Below are 14,829 nucleotides of genomic sequence, written 5' to 3'. Positions count from 1 at the left end.
CCCCGGCGCCGACGTCGCAGCCGCCGCCGACAACACCTGCCGACGCCGACAACGCCTACCGCGCCGGCGCGAGCGATGGGACGTTCGCCCGGGGTGGACCTGGATCTGCTCAGGTGGTCTCTGGCACCAGCGGGAGGTCGGTCACGGCGGTCTGTCCGACATGCTGGCCCACCAGCGTCTGCAACAGGGCGCCCAGGCCGTGGGAGGCCCGGCCGGGCATGCGGCCGGAGGTGCGGACCACGGGTTGCAGCGGGGTCAGCACCGGGTGCCCCGCCCGGCGCAGTCGTTGCACGATCGCCTGGTCCTCGCCGTGGAGCACCGCGGGGAAGCCACCGACGGCGGCGTAGGCGTCCATCCGGATGGCGAGGTTGGCGCCGTAGACGTGCGTGTGGCCGGTGGCATGCAAACCGGAGGCGAGGATGCGGCGGTAGTCGTGGCGTGCCTGGGGCGAGGCCTCCCAGTCGAGCAGCTCGACGAGGCCGGCGACAGCGGACGAGCCGGAGGCGTGGGCCAGGCGGAGGCAGGTGGTGATCCAGTCGACGGGGGCGATCGAGTCGGCGTCCGTGTTGAAGACCCACCGCTGCCGCTGCCCGGACCCCCACCGGCCGGTGAGCCGACGGATCGCCCTGTCCCGCACCTCACCCACGGTCTCGGAGGTCCAGTCCTCCCAGACCGCCCCCTCCACGGAGGACTCGGCGAGGAGCCGGCCGGCCAAGGCCGCCGTCCGGTCGGAGCAGCGGTGGGCTGCCACCCCGACCACGGCGTCGGCCACCACTCCCTCCGCCCGGGCCCGCGCCACGGCTTCGACCACGCTGTTGAGGCACGCGTCGATGTGGTCCTGCTCGTCGTGGGCCGGCACGGCGACGAGGACGTCAACCGGGGAGGCCACCGAGGTATCCCGCGTCGGAGACTGGATTCTGTTGCCGGACATAGAGGTCCAGGTCATCGATGCCTCTCGTGAGGTCGAGATCGTAGGCGAGCCCGGCGGGCCCGGCCAGGTCGCGCGCGTGTGCCACCAGCCGCCGGACCGCGCCCGCCACCGCGGCCCGGACCTCGGTCGCGAGCACCCGTGGTGACCCCCCGTCATACGGCGGAGTCTTCCGGGAGGCGGCGAGGATGACCGCCTGCGCGGTGGCCAGCTCGGTGCGGATGTCTCCCAGCCGCTGGTCGCGTGCGGCCGATGGTGGTGCGGCCCGGCAGGATTCGACGGCCAGGTCCGTGAGCCGCGCGGCCCCACCGGCCCAGACGGCCGCGACACCGACGCCCCCGAGGAAGAAGCCCGGTCGTCCGAGGTAGAAGCACTCCTCACCGACGCAGGCCGACGAGGGCACGCTCGCTCCGTCGAGGGTGATCGTGTGTGACCGGCTCACGGCCATCGCGGCTGTGCGCCAGGTGGAGGTGTCGACCGGCCAGTCCTCGACCGCCACGTCGAGCAGCAGGTGACGGTCCTCGCTCAGCCAGACGGGCACGAGCGCGCGGTCGACCAGGCCGGCGCCGGAGGCGAAACGCAAGGTGCCGGACAGGACCAGGCCGTCGCGCTGCCACTGGGCAGTCACGCCGGTGGCGTGCGAACGGGAGGCCCACACGGCATACAGCTGGTCCGGGCGAGCGGGCACGGAGGCCTCGGCGAGGATCCGCAGCGCGTCGACGTGTCCCTCCACGAGTCGGCTGAGGGGGATGTCGGTCCGCCCGAGCGCGACCAGGCTCTCCAGGAAGCCGGCCCAGGTCAGGCGGGTCCAGTCGCGCTCGCCGGCCAGGGCAGTCATGGCCTCGCGCAACTCGGCGGTGGTCGGGTCGTGGCGGTCGTAGCCCTCCGGCAGCGGCAGCGGATCTGGGCTGGGAGCCAGCTCGCTGGGCATCATCCGGCCTCCTGCCCCGCCGCCTCGCGCACCCAGCTGGTGAGGGCGAAGTCCTGGTCGTCGTGGCGGACCGCAACGCTCCACCTCCGCCGCGCGAGCACCTCGCCCAGCTCTCGGTTGACGTCGGCTCCCGACAGGTGGGCGTCGTGCGGACGGTGCCGCCAGTGGACCGCCACCACCTCGGCGACTGGTTTCGCCGCGTCGTCGACGAGCGCATACGTGGCCATCCGAGCCTCCTTGGTCAGGTAGTACAGCACCTCGGCGAGCACGATCAGGTCGAAGGGGCCGGTGGAGCCGGTGGGAGGGGCGGAGGTGGCCGGGTCGGCGGGCAGCGAGTGATGGCGGACGTCGACCTGCGTCCCCGTCGTCAGCTCCGCAGTCAGCTGCACCGCCCGCTCCGAGTCGTCGGTGGCCAGCAGCTGGGTGCAGCGCGGCGCAAGGGCGAGGGCGAGGTCGCCCGTGCCGCAGGCGACGTCCCACGCGGCCGGGTAGGTCTGCCGGCACAGGCTGGCCAGCACGATGCCCTGCTTGCGCCGCTCGTACCAGCTCGTCCGCACGCGGAAGGGGTCCGGGTCGCGCCGGTACAGCGCCTCGAAGTCCGGAGCCTCAGGCATCGGCCGGCTCCTGGGGCTGCAGGACCAGCTGGCAGCGGTGGTGCTGCAGCATCTCCTCCGGGACCACCGGTGTGAGGCCCGGGAGCAGGGGGAGCCGCTGCGAGGCGTAGTGGGCGAGGGCGGTCAGGCGGGCCGTCTCGTCGGCATCGTCGGTGCCCACCCGCCGCAGCCGGTATGCCGTGCGGTCCAGCACCTCCGGATCGCACCAGGAGGTCATCCAGACCGGGTACTCCAGCAGGGTGGCGCCCATCTGCGCGGTGGCCGCCCGGGCGATGCGCCCGGCCGCCGCGTGGTCGGGGTGCGGGTCGTGCAGCCACGGTGCCAGCACGACGTCGTCCGGGTGGAGGTGCGAACCGAGGGCCTCCACCAGGTGGTTCCTGCTTGCGGCGACGGCACCATCGGGGACGTCACAGCAGCCGACGGGTTCGGCCCCCAGGGCTGTGACCGCGCCGCGCCACTCGCGCAGCCGTCGCGCCGCCAGTCCCGGCACGTGCGCGTCGAGGTGGGCCAGGCAGTTCTCCCCGGCGGTGAAGGTGATGGCTTGCGCTGGGCCGGTCCGCAGGGCCCAGTGGGCGATGAGGCGACCCGCTCCGATCGTCTCGTCGTCCGGGTGGGCGGCGACGGCGACCAGGCGCCGGCCGGCCGCCGCGAGCTGCCGCGGATCGAGCCACGCAGCGGCCTCGACGGTGGAGCGCCAGGTGTCGACCGGGTGACCCGCGGGGGTCACGACCTGGGCCGGCCCGGGCGCGTGGCCGGAGGGCGTGCGGAACTGGTGCATGCGAAGAGGCCTCTCTGCGGACAAGGGTCGTGCCCCGACTCCTACCCGCCGTGCCGGAGAGCATACCGAAGCACGGCGCGTGTGCCGCCCGGCTCGATGGGTACCGGTAGAGGACGCGACGAGAAGAGGGCGGCAATGATCACCACGGTGGGCAAGAGCCTCGAGAAGGTTGTTCGGGCGTGCGAAGAGGCGACGGGGCTGGACGCCGTCACCGGGCCACTCGGTTCGGTGGTATCGAAGGTCATCGGTCGGGGCACGGTCAACGACGTGCTCAGCGGCACCCCCACCGGCCACCCGGCTCATCCGGCCGCGGTCCTGGTGCCGGTGGGCGCGTGGCTGTCCGCCGCTGCCCTCGATGTGTTCGGAGGAGTGGCCGGGCGTCCCGCGGCACAGCGGCTCGTCGGGCTGGGTTGCCTCGGCGCGCTGCCCGCTGCCGCCACCGGGGCCAATGACTGGATGGACACCACGGGCGCGGAACGCCGGGTCGGACTCGTGCACGCCCTGTGCAACCTGACGGCACTGACCCTCTCGGCGGCCAGCTGGTCGGCGCGTCGGCGCGGGCAGCATCGCGCCGGTGCGGCCCTGGGCCTCAGTGGCGCCACCGTGGCGATGGCGTCCGGGTGGCTCGGAGGACACCTTGCCTACGGCCTGGGGGTCGGTGTTGACACCACGGCCTTCCAGGTGGTCCCGACGGAGTGGACCGACGTCTGCGCCGAGACCGAGGTGGTGCAGGAGCGCGGACTGCTGGTGCACGCGGACGGCATGCCGATCCTGCTCGTCAGGAGTGAGGGCCGGATCGCAGCACTCGCCGACCGGTGCAGCCACCGCGGCGGGCCGCTGCACGAGGGGTCGGTCGCCGACGGCTGTGTCACGTGCCCCTGGCACGGGAGCAGGTTCCTGCTGCGCGACGGATCTGTGCAGCACGGCCCGGCCAGCCGGCCGATGCCCACCTTCGAGGTGCGGGTCCAGGACGGGCGGGTCCAGGTGCGCGCGGGTGACGAGGACAGGTCGCTGCGGACCAACCCGGTGTCCTGATCCTGGCCATCACGCTGTTCGAGCGGACCCGCGACCACGACCGAGTCGGCGCGCTGGGTCAGCTCGGCTGGACCGCAGCGAACGGGTTCGCCTGGTCGTCCGCGATGTGGCCGTCGGCCACCAGCTGCTCGGCGAGGTCCCGGAGCCGGATGTTCTGGTCCTGGGAGTAGCGGCGCAGAACCTCGAAGGACTGGTCCAGGGTCAGCTCGTAGCGCTGCATCAGCATGCCCTGCGCCACCCCGATGAGCTGACGTGAGCGCAGGGCGATGCGTAGCCCCTTGCGCTCCTGCGCGACGTCGAGCGCGTCGGCGGCGTGCCGCGCGAAGATGCTGGCGACCGCCACGTCGGTGGGATCGAAGGCAGCGGTGGCAGCCGCGTAGAGGTTGAGCGCTCCCAGGACCTGGTTGGGGGTGGACAGCCGCAGGCTGAGCACGGAGCCGATGCCGAGATCGTGGGCCCGGGGAGACCACTGTGGCCACCGCTTGTCGGCGCCCACGTCGTCGATGACATAGGTGTCCAAGGCGAAGAGGGCCGACAGGCAGGGACCTTCGGAGAGCTCGTTCTGCAGGGCATCCAGCTTCTCGACCACCCGCGAGCTCGCGGCCGGGCTCTCGACCCCGTCCTTGGTGGAGAGGGTGACACCGCAGAAGTCACAGGCGGGGATGGTCTGGACCGCGAGCTCGACGATTCGCTCCAGAGTGGGTTGTTCCTCGGGCAGCGCGCGCAACTCGCTGCTGATGCGGGCGAACTCAGCTGCGCGGTTCAACCCCGATGGTTCCTCGTGCACGGAAGACTCCCAGCGTGACGCGAAGGGATCAAGGACGCGCACTGCTTGCGCGGCGTTCCCATCCTACGTCGCGGTCCCCGTGGATCGCCCACGCCCCGGCTCAGTTGCCGAGCAGGTCGTTGAGGTCGTCGGCGTGCTCCTCCTCCTCCGCGAGGATGTCCTCCATCATCCGCCGCGTGGTCGGGTCGGAGTCGCCGATCCACCGGATGATCTCCTGGTAGCTCGTGATGACGATCCGCTCCGCGACCAGGTTCTCCTGGAGCATCCGATCGAGGTCGGTGTCGGACACCGTGACGTACTCGGTGTGACTGCGCTTCGCCAGCGTGGCCGGGTCGAAGTCCGGTGCTCCGCCGAGCTGGCTGACCCGCTCGGCCGCGCGCTGGCCGTGCTGCATCTCCTCCGCGGCGTGCTCGACGAACTCGGCGGCAACCTGCGCGCGGTCCATGCCGCTGGCCGCGATCGCGTGCTGGCTGTAGCGCAGGTAACAGACGATCTCGGTCGCCACGACCTGGTTGAGGATCTCGATCATCCGGTCGGTGTCGGCCGTGTTGCCCGCGGTGACGGGCCCCTTGTCCATGTGCTGCCGCGCCTCGTCGCGGATCTTCTTGACGTCGAGCTCGAACTGGTTCGTCTGGTTTGCCACGGTTGCCTTCCCTACTCGCTGCGTGGTGCCTCGAGGGCACGATTCCACCAAGGGACTACCCGATCGGGGTGACCGCATGCTTCCACACCGAGGTTGCATAATCATGCATTCGAGTGCATACTCTTCCTCGTGTCCAAGGTACTGACTTCCCTCCCCGTCGGCGAACGCGTCGGCATCGCCTTCTCCGGAGGCCTCGACACCTCCGTGGCCGTCGCGTGGATGCGCGACAAGGGCGCCGTTCCCTGCACCTACACCGCTGACCTCGGCCAGTACGACGAGCCGGACATCGCGTCCGTGCCCGGGCGAGCCACGGCATACGGGGCCGAGCTCACGCGACTGGTGGACTGCCGGGAGGCGTTGGTCGAGGAGGGTCTGGCCGCCCTGACGTGCGGCGCGTTCCACATCCGCTCGGCGGGGCGGCCCTACTTCAACACCACCCCGCTCGGCCGGGCCGTGACCGGCACGCTGCTGGTGCGGGCCATGCTCCAGGACGACGTGCAGATCTGGGGCGACGGGTCGACCTTCAAGGGCAACGACATCGAGCGGTTCTACCGCTACGGGCTGCTCGCCAACCCCATGCTGCGCGTCTACAAGCCGTGGCTCGACGCGGACTTCGTCACCGAGCTGGGCGGCCGCAAGGAGATGTCGGAGTGGCTGCTGGAGCACGAGCTGCCCTACCGCGACAGCACGGAGAAGGCCTACTCCACCGACGCCAACATCTGGGGCGCCACCCACGAGGCCAAGACCCTCGAGCACCTGGCCACCAGCCTGGAGACGGTCGACCCCATCATGGGCGTGAAGTTCTGGGACCCGGAGGTCGAGATCCTCCCCGAGGACGTGACGATCCGCTACGTCCAAGGACGCCCGGTCGCCATCAACGGCAAGGAGTTTCCGAGCCCGGTGGACCTGGTGGATGAGGCCAACGCCATCGGCGGTCGACACGGACTCGGCATGTCCGACCAGATCGAGAACCGGATCATCGAGGCGAAGAGCCGGGGTATCTACGAGGCTCCGGGGATGGCGCTGCTGCACATCGGCTACGAGCGACTCGTCAACGCCATCCACAACGAGGACACGATCGCCAACTACCACAATGAGGGCCGGCGCCTGGGGCGGCTGATGTACGAGGGCAGGTGGCTCGACCCGCAGTCCCTGATGCTCCGGGAGTCCCTGCAACGCTGGGTCGGCGCGGCCGTGACCGGCGAGGTGGTGCTGCGGCTGCGCCGCGGCGAGGACTACTCGATCCTCGACACGACCGGTCCCGCCTTCAGCTACCACCCGGACAAGCTCTCCATGGAGCGGACGCTCGACTCGGCGTTCGGGCCGGTCGACCGGATCGGCCAGCTCACGATGCGCAACCTGGACATCGCCGACTCCCGGGCCAAGCTCGAGCAGTATGCCGGGCTGGGCATGGTGGGCGACGCCCACACCAAGCTGGTCGGCGCGTTGCAGAGCGGCGGCGCGGACGCGATCGCATCCCGCGGCGAGGACAGCGCGGAGTCGGAGGCGCTGGACCGCGCGGCCATGGAGTTCGGCACGGACTGACGCGAGCCGCCCCTTGGGACTCCGGCCAGGGTCGCGAGCCGTCGCAGTCGCGGTGGCGCTCCACGGTAGTTGGCTCCGGAGCGAGTCGTCCTCGCGGCATTGGGTAGCGAGAGGTCATGGGTACACAACTCCAAGACAAGAAGATCGCGTTCCTCGTGGCCGGTTCCGGCGTCGAGCAGGTCGAGCTCACCACCCCGTGGCAGGCCGTCGTCGACAGCGCCGGCGCGCCCACTCTGGTGGCCCCCGACGCGGGCGTGGTGCAGGCGTTCCACCACGACGTCGAGAAGGCCGACGAGTTCACGGCAGACCTGGCCATCAAGGAGGCGGACGAGGCCGACTTCGACGCCCTGGTCCTCCCGGGCGGCACCACGAACGCCGACCGGCTGCGGCTGGTGCCGGAGGCGGTCGAGCTGGTGTCCCGGTTCGTGCGCGCCGGCAAGCCGGTCGCCGCCATCTGTCACGGCCCGTGGGCCCTCGTGGAGGCCGACGTCCTGCACGGCAAGATCCTCACGAGCTTTCCGAGCCTGCGCACCGACATCACCAACGCCGGCGGGACGTGGGTCGACAAGGAGGTGTGCGTGTGCACGGACGAGGGCTGGCCGCTCGTCACCAGCCGGAAGCCGGATGACCTCGAGGCCTTCTGCGCCGCGATGGTGACCGAGTTCTCCGCACCGCCCCAGCCGTCACCACCCCGGTCGTAGCCACTCCGTCAGCCACCCGCCGAGCCGGTCGGCGAGGAGTCCTCCTGCCCGGTCGGGGGCGAGTCCGCCTGGGCCGAGTCGTCCTGCGCCCTGTCGTCGGTCAGCAGGGGCGACCGGGCGAGCTGGATGGTGCAGAACGCCACGAGGGCGGCCCCGGCGATCTCCGCGACCAGCCAGGGTCCGGCCCTGACCTGTTCGCCGAAGACGGCCACCCCCCAGCCGATCGACACCAGCGGGTTGGCCAGGCTGAGTCCCGGCTGCGAAGCCACGAGCTTGCCTGCCCGCAGCGCGTTCTGGAGCATGAAGAAGCCGGCCGGCCCCATCAGCACCATGGCCCAGGTCTGCCAGGTGCCGAGGACCCCGCTCACCCCGAGGGGGAAGGCCGCGGTGACACCTGAGACCAGTGCTGCCGTGAATCCAAAGCCGGCGCCGGCGGCCACGCCCAGCAGCTCGGCGCGGCGTGCACCCCAGACCCGGTGTCCAGCGACGGTCAGGGCGGCGACCAGCCCCAGGTTGGCGACGCAGCCGAGGACCCACGTCAGGGTCGATGCGCCCCTGGGGTCGCCGGCCACCGGGCGCAGCCCGACCAGCAGCAGCGCGAGCCCGGCGCTCATACCGAGGATGGAGGCCCAGACCCGTCGGCCCAGGTTGCCGCCGAAGACGAGCCCGCTCAGCAGCAGGGCGACGGCGAGCTCGAGCACCAGCAGCGGCTGGACCAAGGTGATCGGCCCGGTCGCGAGTGCCGCCGCCTGCAGGGCGAAGCCGAGCAGCAGCGCCGCGATCCCGGCGATCCACGCCTTCTGGTGCGCGAGCTGCCACAGCACGGCGATGCCCATGCCGGCTTCGTTGTCGGTGTGTCGCGCGGCCTTCCGCTGCAGCACGGAGGCCGTGGCGTTCGACGTCGCGGCGAGGACAGCCAGGGTGGCGCAGACCGCGAGCACGGTGTCAGAAGACCGGTTTTCCGCCCGTGACCCCGACCACGGTGCCCGACACGTAGCTCGCCTCGGCGGGTGCGGCCAGGAAGACGTAGGCGGGAGCCACCTCGCTGGGCTGGCCCGCCCGGCCCAACGGCGTGTCGCCGCCGAATTTCTCGAGGTGGTCACCCTCCTGGGTCGCCGGCTGCAGCGGCGTCCAGATCGGGCCGGGGGCCACGGCGTTGACGCGGATACCGCGCGGTCCGAGCTCGGCCGCAAGGTTCACGGTGAAGTTGTTGATGGCGGCCTTGGTGGAGGCGTAGTCCAACAACGGTACCGACGGCTCGAAGGCCTGGATCGACGTCGTGTTGATGATGCTGGACCCCGGACCCAACAGCGGCACACTTGCCCGGGTGATCCAGAAGAGCGCGTAGAGGTTCGTCTTGAGCACGCGGTCGAGCCGGTCCGGGTCGATCTCCTCGATGCCTCCGCCACGAGCCATCTGGTAGCCCGCGTTGTTGACGAGGATATCCAGTCCGCCCAACGCCCCCGCGGCCCGCTCCGGCAGACCGGCTGCCGTGTCGTGATCGGTCAGGTCGCCGGGCAGCAGGACTGCCTTGCGCCCAGCCTCCTCGACGATCCCTGCGGTGTCCTCGGCGTCCTCCCGCTCCGCGTCCAGGAAGGACAGCGCGACGTCTGCGCCCTCCCGCGCGTAGGCGATCGCCACCGCTCGTCCGATCCCGGAGTCGCCACCGGTGATGAGGGCGCGCAGTCCGCGCAGGCGGTCGTGCCCGACATACGTCTGCTCCCCGTGGTCGGGGAGGGGACGCATCTGCCCGGTCCAACCGGGCGGCTCCTGCTCCTGGGAGGAAAAGCCACCCTGGTCGTTGGTCAGCTCGGACGCGCGCCGCGAGACCTCCGGCTCGGCCCTCTGCTGCTCGTTCATCAACCGTTCCTCCCGTCTGCTGGGGTGGTCGCCACCGCAAACAGCGTGGCCGCCGAGCGCACCATCGCCCCGAAGGAGCGGTCCCCCGGCGACCACTCCGACTCCGGGGAGCTCAGCTGCTCCACCGTCGAGAGAGCCCCGATCGCACGGCGCAGGTCCGCCTCCGGAGCATCCCGAAGCCTGGGCAGCTCGCGGGTCTCCTCGGCGTTGGCGTGGAACGTCACGGCCTCCTCGAGCAGCTGCACCTGGATGGTGAACTCGTAGCTGGTCACGTCGAACGACTCGAGGCGCTCCATCAGGTTCGACGCCTCGTCCTCCTCCTCGACGCGTTCCTGCCCGACCTCGGATCCCTCGCCGTTCGACGCCGTCACCAGCGGGTGGATGGTCGCCTGTTCCGCGGCTTCGTGCAGGGCCATCAGACGCCGCAGCGCCTCGAAGGCCTCGCGGCGTGTTTCGCCCTCGCTCTGCGCCGTGCGGCTGATCAGCTGGGCGATCTGCCCGTGCTGGGCCGTGACGGCAGCGACCAGGTCGGCATGACTGCTCATGGTCCAGTCCTCCTCGTGGGGTTCACGGTTCGTCTCGACGGAAACGCCGGTGGGGTGTCGCGCGGCGGCTCCGAGGTCGCGCAGGACCGGCCCCCGGAGCGGCCGCGTCGGCACTCGGTGCGCAGGGAACGACAGCTCGGCGCGGGAGATGTGGAAGGGCAGGTCGGCGAGCGCTCGCGCGAGCTCTTCCAGCAGTGCCACCGTGGTCGGTTCACCGGGGCAGCGGTGCCCGGTGGCGAAGGGCCCACCGCCCTGGGCGACGAAGTCGTACTCGCCCGGTACGCGGCGCAGGAACCGCTCGGGCTCGAATCGCCAGGGCGCGTTCCACAGCCGCGGGTCGTGGTTGATCCCGATGATGTCGAGAAGCACCCGCTGTCCCGGCTGGACGGTCGAACCGGCGAAGCTGAACTCCTTCTTGGCCCGGGCGGCCAGGAGCGGCGCTAGGGGGTAGTAGCGGCGGATCTCGTGGACGAAGGCGGTGCGGTCTGCGTCGCTGCCAGCGGTGCTCACCCGTGCCCTCCACCGCGGATGCTTGGCCAACGCGATGGCGGCGAAGTCGACGAACCACGCCACGGCGACGATCGGGCGCAGCAGGTTCAGCAGCTCGACCCCCGCGACCCGAAGGTCCAACAGCGAGCCATCGGCCTCGCGGGCGTGGGCGACGGCCTGCAGGGGAGACCGCGCTCGGATCCCGGTGGCCGGTGCGGTTCGCCGAGCGGTGGCGACGGCGTCGCGCGCCAGCTGTTCGCAACGTCGACGCGCCAGACGGCCCCGGAGGTTGCGCAGACCGATCGACCCGAAGCCGTCGATGATGGCGGCCAGGTCGTGGGCCGTCCGGACCGGGTCAGGAGCGTCGACGCCGGCCCACTCCAGGGCGGACCTGCCCAGCACCTCGACGGCCGCCCCGTGCAACGACGCGTGACCGGCGGCGACCCAGTGGTACTGCGCCTCCTGCCATCTGCGGCGCACCACGTCGGTGAGCCGGGCGACGCCTTCCCGGTCCAGCACGTCCAGGAACAAGCGGCGACGGGCCTGGTGCGCTTCTCCCTCCAGTCCCTGCACGCCACCTCGGCCGAAGATGAGGTTGCCCGCGGCGGCCGGAGCGGCGTCCACGCGGGTGAGGCGGGAGTCGTCATAGAAGAGCCTGGCGCCCGTCTCGCCCGTGACGAAGAGGGTGGGCTGCCCCAGGAAGCGGATGACCACCGCGTCACGGTCGTCGCCGTGGCCGAAGACGCTCGAACGGAAGGTGTAGCCGCGCCGCAGCATCGAGAGGGTCTGGTCCTGGGGCATGTCTCTCCTCTACCCGGATGACAGGCAGACATTCGTCGGCGACTGCCCCTGCCCCCTTGGTGCGATCGTCCAGCGTGTGATGTCCTCTGCCGGTAGAAGGGAGTCCTGTGAAAACCACTGACGACGGCTCGGCCGTGCCCGAACCCGCTGATGACGGCTCGGAGCTGCCTGAGCCGACCGAAGATGAGCGCGAGTATGCCGAGCGCGATGCCACCGCATCCAGGATGAGCACCTTCGTGCACCACCCGTTGCTGCGCCTGACGATGCGCTCGATGGTCGCCGCCGGCCTCGCCTACGAGCTGGGCTCCTGGGTGCCGCGTGGACTCGGCCAGTACCCCTACTACGCGGCATTGGGTGCACTGACGGTCATGGTGCCGGCCGTGAGCGATTCGGTGAAGGAGGCGATGCGCGTCACCAGCGCGATCCTCCTCGGAGTGCTGCTCGCGGTGGCCACGCAGGCGATCACCTGGCCGAATGCGCTGACCGTGGGCATCGTCATCGGCGTGGGGACCGTCCTCGGCGGCATCCGGTGGTTTGGCGCCCAGCGGGCCTGGGTCCCCTTGGCCGCGCTCTTCGTGTTGACCGTGCAGGGGGCGAGCACGGACTGGTATGCCGTGGCCTACCTCGTCCAGGTGGCGCTCGGTGCCGTGGTGGCTTTGTTGCTGAATTTCGTGTTTCCCCCGCTGCCACTGCACGAGGTGGACATCGCGGTCACCCGCATGAGGAGTCTGCTCGTGCAGCAGCTGCGCGAGATGGTGCAGGTGCTGACTCTGGACGATCTCCCGGGCCGCGAGTTGTGGCACGAGCGACTCCGCGCGCTGAACACTCCCCGTGAGGAGATGAGTGGTCTGGCGCACCAGTCGCAGCGGGCCAAGATCGGCAACCTGAGGGCCCGCAGGTGGGACCCCGTGCAGGTGAACCTCATCGAGGTCAGCCATGCCCTCGAACGCTGTAGCTGGCTGGTGGAGGACCTCGGGGTGGTGCTGATGGAGTTCGAGCACCGGGACTACTCCATCTTCGGCGAGCAGCTCCGGCAGGACTCTGCCAAGGCGCTCGCCGCGCTCGCCGACGTGCTGGACACCCCGGAGCGAGCAGCGCCGGGCAGCGTGCTGCAGCGACGGGCCGACGAGGCCATCGACGCGCTGCTCGACCAGGTCGACGACCAGCAGTTCGACGACCGGATGGACCGCTACCTGGCCGGTGCCGTGGCGGTCACCGCGAAGCGCTGTCTGCACACCTACACCCAGCGGCACGGCGACCAGTGATGATGCCCATGGCCGGCCGACCCGTTCTCGGTGATCCGCTCAAGCCTCGTCGGCGGAATCGAGTGCGAGCCGCCCGGTGGCGTCGGTGGGGATTCTCCCCTCGATCACGAGCTGCTCGGCCAGTTCGCGCAGTTTCAGGTTCTGGTTCTGCGAGTAGCGGCGCAGCACTTCGAACGACTGGTCGAGGGAGAGGTTGAACCGCTGCATGAGCAGACCCTGGGCCACTCCGATGACCTGCCGGCTGCGCAGGGCCTTCCGCAGCCCGGCTCGCTCCTCCGCGGCATCCAGGGCATCGGCTGCGTGGCGGGCGAAGATGCTCGCGACGGCCTCGTCGGTGCTGTCGAAGGCGCGGGTGGCGGTGGAATAGCAATTGAGTCCGCCCAGCGTGCCGCTGGCGCCGCGGATGCGGACACTGAGCACCGAGCCGAGACCGAGGTCGGCGGCACGCGGCGCCCACTTCGGCCACCGCCCCTCCTGGCGCAGGTCGTCGATGACCACCAGGTCCAGCGACCAGATGGCGTCGAGGCACGGTCCCTCCCCGAACTCGTACTGCAGCGCATCGGCCTTCTCCACGATGGTTGACGTGCTCGCGGGAGTCTCCACGGTGTTGTCGCTGTGACGCAGAGAGACACCGCAGTGCTCACAGGCCGGGATCGACTCCACCGCCAGCTCGACGATGCGGTCGAGCGTCGGCCCGGTGCCGGGCTCGGCGTGCAGCTCCCGGCTGATGCGGGCAAACTCGACTGCCCGGTCGAGCGCCTCGGACTGGTTGTCCACCACACCTCCACGAGACCTGCGCCCCACCGGGCGTCCACACGAAGTTCGTGGACCACCGTGCGAAGGAGGGTCCGCGTCTTCCACCGTACGCCATCGCCGGACCCGCTTCGCCCGTTCGAGGGTCAACTGGCCCGCGCGCGCGGAACCACTTGGGCACGGAGCTTGCCGAGAATGCGGCTGAGCAGTCGCGACACCTGCATCTGGCTCACGCCGAGGGTCTGCCCGATTTCCTGCTGGGTCCAGCCGCACACGAACCTGAGGTAGATGATGCGGCGTTCCCTGGGCGACAGGACCTCGACGGCCGGCCGCAGGAGTACCCGGGCCTCGACCAGGTCGTAGGACTTCTCCTGTGTGGCGAGATGGTCGGACCACGTGGTGCCAGAGCCCGACTCGGTTGGGGCATCGATGGATATCGTGGTCGACACCCGCCCCGCAACCTGAGCGTCACGCAGCGCGCTCTCGTCGATCCCGAGGGCGGCGGCAAGCTCGCGGTCGGAGGGGCTGTGGCCCAGTTGCTGGCCGAGGTGTCCCTCGCACTCGCGCAGGTCCAGCTGGAGCTCCTGCAGCCGTCGGGGTGGTCGCACGTCCCAGACGTGGTCACGGAAGTAGCGCTTGATCTCGCCGGTGATGGTCGGGACGGCATACGCGCGGAAACCGGGTCCCCTCCCGCTGCGGTAGCCGGTGATGGCCTTGCACAGTGCGAGCCGACCGACCTGGACCAGGTCGTCCCACTCGACCCCCCGCCTGCGGTAACGGTTGGCGATCGCGTTGACCAGGTCGAGGTGTCGCTCCACCAACTGCTCGTAGATGAGCTCAATCTGGGCCGGGTCTTGCTCTGTCGCAAGGCGGCTCAGGAGATCTTCGGTCACGCTGTCAACGTCGTCGGAACAATTCTCGACACCATTCTCGACGGTGCGGGGAGTTCTCTCGACAGTCCGGGACTGGAGAGTGCGGCAGGAACTGGTTCGGGCGGAGAGTAGGTTCACGGTCGAGCCACCTCGGGGGAGAAGCGGACACGAGGGCCGACGCTGCTGGACCGACTCGCCTGTTTTGAATCAAAGCATCACTTCTCCACCTTGGCAAGAGGCCGACGGTGAATCTGCCGCCGACAGGCCGCGAGATGTGCTCAC

The 14,829-nt window shown here is 70.6% G+C and carries 15 protein-coding genes; 4 read left to right on the top strand and 11 right to left on the bottom strand.

The features are described from left to right. Positions 1-109 precede the first annotated feature (109 nt). Genes FCN22_RS14530 through FCN22_RS14515 form a run of 4 tightly spaced genes read right to left on the bottom strand, consistent with a single transcriptional unit; the run spans position 110 to position 3,251 of the window. Complete coding sequence (locus FCN22_RS14530; protein ID WP_137122285.1) at positions 110-889, bottom strand: glycosyltransferase family 2 protein; 780 nt, start codon at positions 887-889, stop codon at positions 110-112. Beyond that, entirely contained in the window at positions 873-1,862 is a 990-nt protein-coding gene (locus FCN22_RS14525; RefSeq protein ID WP_137122284.1) for an acyl-CoA dehydrogenase family protein, read from the bottom strand. The genes FCN22_RS14530 and FCN22_RS14525 overlap by 17 nt, the downstream gene beginning before the upstream one ends. Beyond that, on the bottom strand, positions 1,859-2,473 hold the full coding sequence (locus FCN22_RS14520) for a class I SAM-dependent methyltransferase (protein WP_137122283.1): 615 nt from the start codon (positions 2,471-2,473) through the stop codon (positions 1,859-1,861). The genes FCN22_RS14525 and FCN22_RS14520 overlap by 4 nt, the downstream gene beginning before the upstream one ends. Then, positions 2,466-3,251, bottom strand: a complete 786-nt coding sequence (locus tag FCN22_RS14515; protein WP_137122282.1) for a PIG-L deacetylase family protein — start codon at positions 3,249-3,251, stop codon at positions 2,466-2,468. Before FCN22_RS14515 ends, FCN22_RS14520 begins: the two co-directional genes overlap by 8 nt. Positions 3,252-3,386: 135 nt before the next feature. Here FCN22_RS14515 and FCN22_RS14510 point away from each other — a divergent pair, with 135 nt between their 5' ends. Then, the gene (locus FCN22_RS14510; protein WP_137122281.1) at positions 3,387-4,286 is read left to right on the top strand and encodes a Rieske (2Fe-2S) protein; all 900 of its coding nucleotides are present in this window, start codon (positions 3,387-3,389) and stop codon (positions 4,284-4,286) included. A 58-nt stretch (positions 4,287-4,344) separates the two neighbouring features. Here FCN22_RS14510 and FCN22_RS14505 read toward each other — a convergent pair whose 3' ends face one another. Then, on the bottom strand, positions 4,345-5,073 hold the full coding sequence (locus FCN22_RS14505) for a GAF and ANTAR domain-containing protein (protein WP_162308215.1): 729 nt from the start codon (positions 5,071-5,073) through the stop codon (positions 4,345-4,347). Positions 5,074-5,173: 100 nt separating this feature from the next. Then, positions 5,174-5,716 carry a ferritin-like domain-containing protein gene (locus FCN22_RS14500; RefSeq protein ID WP_238384747.1) on the bottom strand — a complete coding sequence of 181 codons (543 nt, stop codon included), beginning with the start codon at positions 5,714-5,716 and terminating at the stop codon, positions 5,174-5,176. A 129-nt stretch (positions 5,717-5,845) separates the two neighbouring features. On the opposite strand from FCN22_RS14500, the gene argG reads away from it, so the two are divergent. Together argG and FCN22_RS14490 are read left to right on the top strand one after the other, a co-directional pair. Next, positions 5,846-7,261, top strand: a complete 1,416-nt coding sequence (argG, locus tag FCN22_RS14495) for an argininosuccinate synthase (RefSeq protein ID WP_137122278.1) — start codon at positions 5,846-5,848, stop codon at positions 7,259-7,261. Between the two features lie 116 nt (positions 7,262-7,377). Further along, positions 7,378-7,962, top strand: a complete 585-nt coding sequence (locus FCN22_RS14490; protein WP_137122277.1) for a type 1 glutamine amidotransferase domain-containing protein — start codon at positions 7,378-7,380, stop codon at positions 7,960-7,962. A gap of 8 nt (positions 7,963-7,970) precedes the next feature. Here FCN22_RS14490 and FCN22_RS14485 read toward each other — a convergent pair whose 3' ends face one another. The 3 genes from FCN22_RS14485 to FCN22_RS14475 are packed head-to-tail and all read right to left on the bottom strand — an operon-like array spanning position 7,971 to position 11,657. Then, on the bottom strand, positions 7,971-8,903 hold the full coding sequence (locus FCN22_RS14485; RefSeq protein ID WP_202911588.1) for a DMT family transporter: 933 nt from the start codon (positions 8,901-8,903) through the stop codon (positions 7,971-7,973). A gap of 4 nt (positions 8,904-8,907) precedes the next feature. Further along, positions 8,908-9,822: an SDR family oxidoreductase gene (locus tag FCN22_RS14480; RefSeq protein ID WP_137122276.1), complete on the bottom strand. Its 915-nt coding sequence runs from the start codon at positions 9,820-9,822 to the stop codon at positions 8,908-8,910. Further along, a complete protein-coding gene (locus tag FCN22_RS14475) occupies positions 9,822-11,657 on the bottom strand; it encodes a cytochrome P450 (protein ID WP_137122275.1) in 1,836 nt (611 codons plus the stop codon). The genes FCN22_RS14480 and FCN22_RS14475 overlap by 1 nt, the downstream gene beginning before the upstream one ends. A 107-nt stretch (positions 11,658-11,764) precedes the next feature. On the opposite strand from FCN22_RS14475, the gene FCN22_RS14470 reads away from it, so the two are divergent. Beyond that, positions 11,765-12,922: an FUSC family protein gene (locus FCN22_RS14470; RefSeq protein WP_137122274.1), complete on the top strand. Its 1,158-nt coding sequence runs from the start codon at positions 11,765-11,767 to the stop codon at positions 12,920-12,922. A 39-nt stretch (positions 12,923-12,961) separates the two neighbouring features. On the opposite strand, the gene FCN22_RS14465 is transcribed toward FCN22_RS14470, so the two are convergent. Together FCN22_RS14465 and FCN22_RS14460 are read right to left on the bottom strand one after the other, a co-directional pair. Continuing rightward, positions 12,962-13,699 carry a GAF and ANTAR domain-containing protein gene (locus FCN22_RS14465; RefSeq protein WP_162308214.1) on the bottom strand — a complete coding sequence of 246 codons (738 nt, stop codon included), beginning with the start codon at positions 13,697-13,699 and terminating at the stop codon, positions 12,962-12,964. Between the two features lie 122 nt (positions 13,700-13,821). Next, complete coding sequence (locus FCN22_RS14460; RefSeq protein WP_162308213.1) at positions 13,822-14,568, bottom strand: sigma-70 family RNA polymerase sigma factor; 747 nt, start codon at positions 14,566-14,568, stop codon at positions 13,822-13,824. Between the last annotated feature and the right edge of the window lie 261 nt (positions 14,569-14,829).

It is taken from the genome of Segeticoccus rhizosphaerae (assembly GCF_005222685.1).
GTDB lineage: Bacteria > Actinomycetota > Actinomycetes > Actinomycetales > Dermatophilaceae > Segeticoccus > Segeticoccus rhizosphaerae.
The sequence above is the reverse complement of the archived record's forward strand: the minus strand, read 5'-3'. Positions and strand labels throughout refer to the sequence as shown.